This is a genomic window from Actinocrinis sp. (genome assembly GCF_035605935.1).
Classification (GTDB): Bacteria; Actinomycetota; Actinomycetes; order Streptomycetales; family Catenulisporaceae; genus Actinocrinis.
Window position 1 is genome coordinate 1 of sequence record NZ_DATNGK010000204.1, and the last position, 5,696, is coordinate 5,696.

The following is a 5,696-nucleotide window of genomic DNA, read 5'->3' on the forward strand; positions in this document are numbered from 1 at the left end:
GCATGGTTCCGGATGAGTCACAACACTTTGGACGACGGAGGTCTATTCGTCCATGCAGGTGAATATCGAAACATGATTACCCGGATGCCTGAGTGGGTAGGTCTCGATTCCACCCTTTGTCGGGGCGGTGCGGCGCCTCACTGACACGTGGTCATCTCCGCTGGTCAGCGCATGCCCGCTGAGCCGCTCAGGGGAAGGGGCCGCCCAGAGGGAGGGCAGCGGCGTCCGGCCGCCGCCTCCGTCCGGGTGGAAGCAGGGGGTGAATCCCGTATGAACGGGTCTTTTGTTAGGCCGACCCGGGTGGCCGTCACGCTAAAGGTCGCCACCCACATTGCCGATTCCTCCTCCGTAGAGCCCCAACCGGCCGCTCCTCCACCCTCTGCGGCCGATCCCCGTCCAACATCGGGAGGCCAGGTGTCGGTACTCGTCGATCACACTGCGAGCCTGCTGGCCTATCGGCCAGCTAAGCTCACCGCCATGGTCGTGGTTCACGACCTGCGGGTACGCACCTCGGTTACCCGACACCTGTGGGCGCTCGGCGTCCGCGACGTCGTCGAGGCATCCACTATCGCGGAAGCCAGGACCAGGATGGCCACTCCACGCGACATCGCCGTCGTGGACGTGCACCTTCCGGACGGTCCCGGCCTCGCGCTGCTTGCCGAGATGCGTAACGCAGGCTGGAGCAGCGCGGTCGCCATCTCCACTGCCGATGACACGAACGCGGTGCGTGCGGCGCTGGCGTCCGGGGTGCGCGGCTACGTGGTGACCGGCGCTCGGGCGCTCCCGCAGGCCAGGCCCGGCTTCGGCAGTGTCTCCGGCATGCCGCCGCACTTGCGGCAGCAGCGGCTCGCGGCAATGAGCGGCGCGGCTGGCACCGCGGCGGCTCTGGCCGTAGGCACCATGCCGAACACGATGAACGCCGGCTGCCGCGAGCTGTCCGCGCGCGAGATCGAGGTGCTGCGCCTCGTCGCCGACGGCCGCTCGAACAAGGCCATCGGCCAGACGATGGGCCTGTCCGCGCTGACCGTGAAGAGCCACTTGGCGCGCATCGCCCGCAAGCTCGGCACGGGCGATCGGGCGGGCATGGTCGCGGTGGCCATGCGCGGCGGCATCATCGCGTGATCGCGTAGCCCGCTAACAGAATCAGCAGGAACAGTCAGACGCTCTGGCCGGGCGCGTGGTGATCCACGCGCCCGGCGCGCGTTTGATCCACCTATGCGACACCGATCACCCCCGCCTAAAGCAGCTTCTCGGCCCTGATGCAACACGCGTCAGCGGATATGGCCAGGAATCAACCGTCTAAGCGGGCCGTTCGCGCGTTACGGTAAGGGCGTGACCGTTGACGCCCGCGAGCAGCAGCCGCTTAACCCAGAAGCCGTGCCCCTCCTCGTCCCGCGTGACGGCGTACCCGACGTCATCGCCGATACCGAGGCGCTCGCGGCGGCGGTGGCCGCGTTCGCTGCGGGCCGCGGAGCGGTTGCCGTCGATGCCGAGCGCGCGTCCGGTTACCGGTACAGCCAGCGCGCCTACCTCGTGCAACTGCGACGTGAGGGCGCGGGCACATTGCTGATCGACCCGATCGCCTGCCCTGACCTCTCCGCGCTGAGCGCGGTGCTCGCGGACACCGAATGGGTTCTGCACGCTGCAGCTCAGGACCTGACCTGCCTGCGCGAGGTGGGACTGACTCCCCCGCGCATCTTCGACACCGAGCTCGGTGGTCGGCTCGCAGGCTACGCACGCGTCGGGCTCGGTCCGATGGTCGAGGAACTGCTGGGCTACTCGCTGGAGAAAGGTCACTCAGCCGACGACTGGTCAACGCGGCCTCTTCCGGAGCCGTGGCTGCGGTACGCCGCCCTCGACGTCGAACTGCTGGTCGATCTGCGCGAGGCGGTACACCGCGACCTCGATGCGCAGGGCAAGCTGGCTTGGGCGGAACAGGAGTTCGCGGCAGTCCTCGCCGCCGCCCCGCACCCGCCGCGTGCAGAGCCGTGGCGTCGGACATCAGGCATTCACAAGGTGCGTAAGCCGCGCAACCTCGCGGTAGTCCGTGCGCTCTGGGAGCACCGGGACATGCTCGCCCGCCGACGCGACATGACGCCGGGTCGAGTGCTGCCGGACAGCGCGATCATCGAGGCGGCGAGCAGCCTGCCCGAGACGGTCCAGGCGTTGCGCGCAGTGCCCGGATTCTCCGGCCGGACGAGATCAGCCGACGCAGTCGGGTACCACGCGGCCATGCGTAGCGCCCTAGTGCTGCCGGATTCTCACCTGCCCTCGGCACAGCCAGCGCACGATGGTCCGCCGCCGGCAAAGTCCTGGGAGCGCAGCGCGCCCGAAGCGGCGTCCCGGCTGGCCGCAGCAAGGCCGGCGGTGGCCGCGATCGCCGACGAGCATCTGATCCCGGTGGAGAACCTGCTTTCCCCGGACCTGCTGCGCAGGCTGTGCTGGTCCCCACCGGACGACCTCGACGACGAGGTCATCGCCGAGACGCTCAGGGCGGGCGGCGCGCGGCCTTGGCAGGTGGAGCTGACCGCGCACGTGATCGGCTCGGCGCTGCGCCGCGAGGCGGTGCGTCCCCCGGCGCTGTGAGCCCCCACCCCAGCCCCAGCCTCGCGGGTCTGCCGTGAGGACAAGTTTCTCGCTCGCCCTGAGATCGGCGCTCGAATCGCGGCATGAGCGGAAGTGACCGGTCAGACCATCGACGCGATGGCCTCTTTGATCGTTTGAGCGTCGCAAGGCTCGCGCCATGTCATGGCCGATTGCGCTCCTCCTCCGCTCGCCCGCTCCCACAGGGGCACGAAAGCGCGGCTTGAGCGGCCCGGGTCACGCTGGAATCCCCGGGTACCGCTTCTTGTTACTGACGGGTAGCATAGCCGCAGACCCAACGCCGGGATTCCGCTCGGCCGGGTCCCGGCCTGGCCGGAAGCATACGAACGCGATGACTTCAGGAGTGCCCTGTGCCTCGTACCGCTCGCGACGTCGTCTTCGTTGACGGCGTCCGCACCCCGTTCGGCAAAGCAGGTCCCAAGGGCATCTACGCCGAGACCCGCGCCGACGACCTGATCATCAAGTGCATCCGGGAACTGGTGCGGCGTCATCCCGAGCTGCCGCCGGAGCGGATCGACGAGGTCGCGATCGCGGCGACCACCCAGATCGGCGACCAGGGCCTGACGCTCGGCCGCACCGCCTCCCTCTTGGCGGGGCTGCCCAAGACCACTCCCGGCTACTCGATCGACCGCATGTGCGCCGGCGCGATGACCTCCGTTACGACAGTGGCCGGCGCCATCGCACTCGGCGCGGTGGACGTGGCACTCGCGGGCGGCGTTGAACACATGGGCCGCCACCCGATGGGCGAGGGCGTGGACCCGAATCCCCGCTTCGTCTCCGAGAAGCTGGTCGACGAGTCCGCGCTGGTCATGGGCCAGACCGCGGAGAACCTGCACGACCGCTTCCCCAGCATCACCCGCGAGCGCGCCGACGCCTACGCGCTGAACTCGCAGCTGAAGGTCGCCAAGGCCTACGCCGACGGCAAGATCCAGCCGGACCTGGTGACTGTCGCGACCCGCAACTCGCTCACGTCGCAGACGCTGGCCGGCGCAGGCTGGGGCTTGGCTACTGCGGACGAGCCGCCCCGCCCGGACACCACGCTTGAGGGCCTGGCCGGGCTCAAGACCCCGTTCCGGGTGCGCGGCCGGGTCACCCCCGGCAACTCCGCGGGCCTGAACGACGGGGCGACCGCCTCGATCATCGCCGCCGAGGATGTGGCCCGCGAGCTGGGCCTGCCGATCAAGATGCGGCTCGTTTCGTTCGCCTTCGCCGGCGTCGAGCCGGAGGTGATGGGGTACGGTCCCGTTCCCGCTACCGATAAGGCGCTCGCCTCCGCGGGGCTGAGTATCGATCAGATCGGCCTGTTCGAAATCAACGAAGCGTTTGCCGTGCAGGTGCTCGCCTTCCTCGAGCACTACGGCATCGCCGACGACGACCCGCGGGTGAACCAATACGGCGGCGCTATCGCGCTCGGCCACCCGCTCGCCTCCTCCGGGGTCCGCCTGATGACCCAGCTCGCCCGGCAGTTCGAGGAGCACCCCGAGGTGCGCTACGGCCTGACCACGATGTGCATCGGCATCGGCATGGGCGGCACCGTGATCTGGGAGAACCCGCACTTCGAAGGAGCCGACAAGTGACGAGCGAGCTGGCACAGAAGGCAGCGGACGCCTTCCCCGACGAGGTGGTCACCTCCGCCCCGGTCCGGGTCCTCGAGCTGCCGAACGGCGCGGGCAGGTTCGCCCTGATCACGCTGGACAACGGTTTCGACCACACCAAGCCGACCACCTTCGGGCCGCGCGGGCTGATCAACATCGCCGCAGCGCTCGACGAGGTCGCGCGGCTCGCGGACTCGGGCGAGATCGTGGCCGCCGGCGTGACCGGCAAGCCGTTCATCTTCGCCGTCGGCGCCGACCTCAAGGGCGTCGAAGTGGTCACCGAGCGCGAGCAGGCCTACGCCATCGGCAAGTCGGGTCACGACGTGTTCCGACGCTTCGGCGAGCTGTCCGTGCCCACCTTCGCGTTCATCAACGGCGCCGCGATGGGCGGTGGCGTGGAGATCGGGCTGCACTGCACGTACCGCACAATCTCGGCCGGTGTTCCGGCGTTCTCGCTGCCTGAGGTCTTCCTCGGCCTGATCCCCGGCTGGGGCGGTACGCAGCTGCTGCCATGCCTCATCGGTCCGGATGCGGCCGTGACCGTCATCCTGGAGAACTCGCTTTCGCAGAACCGGCAGCTCAAGGGCGCGAAGGTGTACGAGCTCGGCATCGCGGACGCGCTGTTCGAGCCGGCGGACTTCCTGGAGGAGTCGCTGGCCTGGACGGCGAGCGTGCTGCGCGGTGAGCTCGTGGTCGAGCGTAAGAAGTACTCGGACGAGGAGTGGGAAGCGGCGCTCGTCCGTGGCAAGGAGATCGCGGACTCGAAGGTGCACGGCGCGACCGCGGCGCCATACCTCGCGCTCGAGCTGATCGGCAAGGCCCGCACCGCCTCGCGCGACGAGGGTTTCGCCGCCGAGGACGAGGCGCTGACCGACCGGATCATGAGCGAAGAGCTGCGCAGCGGCATCTACGCCTTCAACCTGGTGCAGAAGCGGGCCAAGCGCCCGGCCGGCGCCCCGGACAAGTCGCTGGCCCGGCCGGTGACCAAGGTCGGCATCGTCGGCGCCGGTCTGATGGCCTCTCAGCTCGCCCTGCTGTTCGTGCAGCGGCTCGCGGTGCCGGTGGTGCTGACCGACATCGATCAGGAGCGGGTGGACAAGGGCGTCAAGTACGTCCACGAGCAGCTCGACTTCCAGGCGCTCAAGGGCCGCCTCAACGCCGACAAGCTCAACCGGCTCAAGGCCCTGGTCTCCGGCTCGCTGACCAAGGACGCGTTCGCGGACGCGGACTTCGTGATCGAGGCCGTGTTCGAGGAGCTGTCGATCAAGCAGCAGGTCTTCGCCGAGGTCGAGGCGGTCGTGCGGCCGGATTGCGTGCTGGCGACGAATACCTCGTCGCTCTCGATCACGGCGATGGCCGCGCAGTTGAAGCACCCGGAGCGGGTCGTGGGGTTCCACTTCTTCAACCCGGTCGCGGTGCTGCCGCTGCTCGAGATCGTGCGCGCCGAGAAGACCGACGACGCGTCGCTGGCCACCGCGTTCGCCGTTGCCAAGCAGT

The 5,696-nt window shown here is 69.0% G+C and carries 4 protein-coding genes; all 4 read left to right on the plus strand.

What is annotated here, in order from left to right:
• Positions 1 to 414: 414 nt before the first annotated feature.
• Positions 415 to 1,122: a response regulator transcription factor gene (locus VN779_RS16450; RefSeq protein WP_325724200.1), complete on the plus strand. Its 708-nt coding sequence runs from the start codon at positions 415 to 417 to the stop codon at positions 1,120 to 1,122.
• A 210-nt stretch (positions 1,123 to 1,332) separates the two neighbouring features.
• Positions 1,333 to 2,586, plus strand: a complete 1,254-nt coding sequence (locus VN779_RS16455; RefSeq protein ID WP_325724202.1) for an HRDC domain-containing protein — start codon at positions 1,333 to 1,335, stop codon at positions 2,584 to 2,586.
• Positions 2,587 to 2,954: 368 nt separating this feature from the next.
• On the plus strand, positions 2,955 to 4,181 hold the full coding sequence (locus VN779_RS16460; protein WP_325724204.1) for an acetyl-CoA C-acyltransferase: 1,227 nt from the start codon (positions 2,955 to 2,957) through the stop codon (positions 4,179 to 4,181).
• Positions 4,178 to 5,696 (plus strand): 3-hydroxyacyl-CoA dehydrogenase NAD-binding domain-containing protein (locus VN779_RS16465; protein WP_325724205.1); only part of this gene is annotated, 1,519 nt, incomplete at its 3' end. The genes VN779_RS16460 and VN779_RS16465, both read left to right, overlap by 4 nt.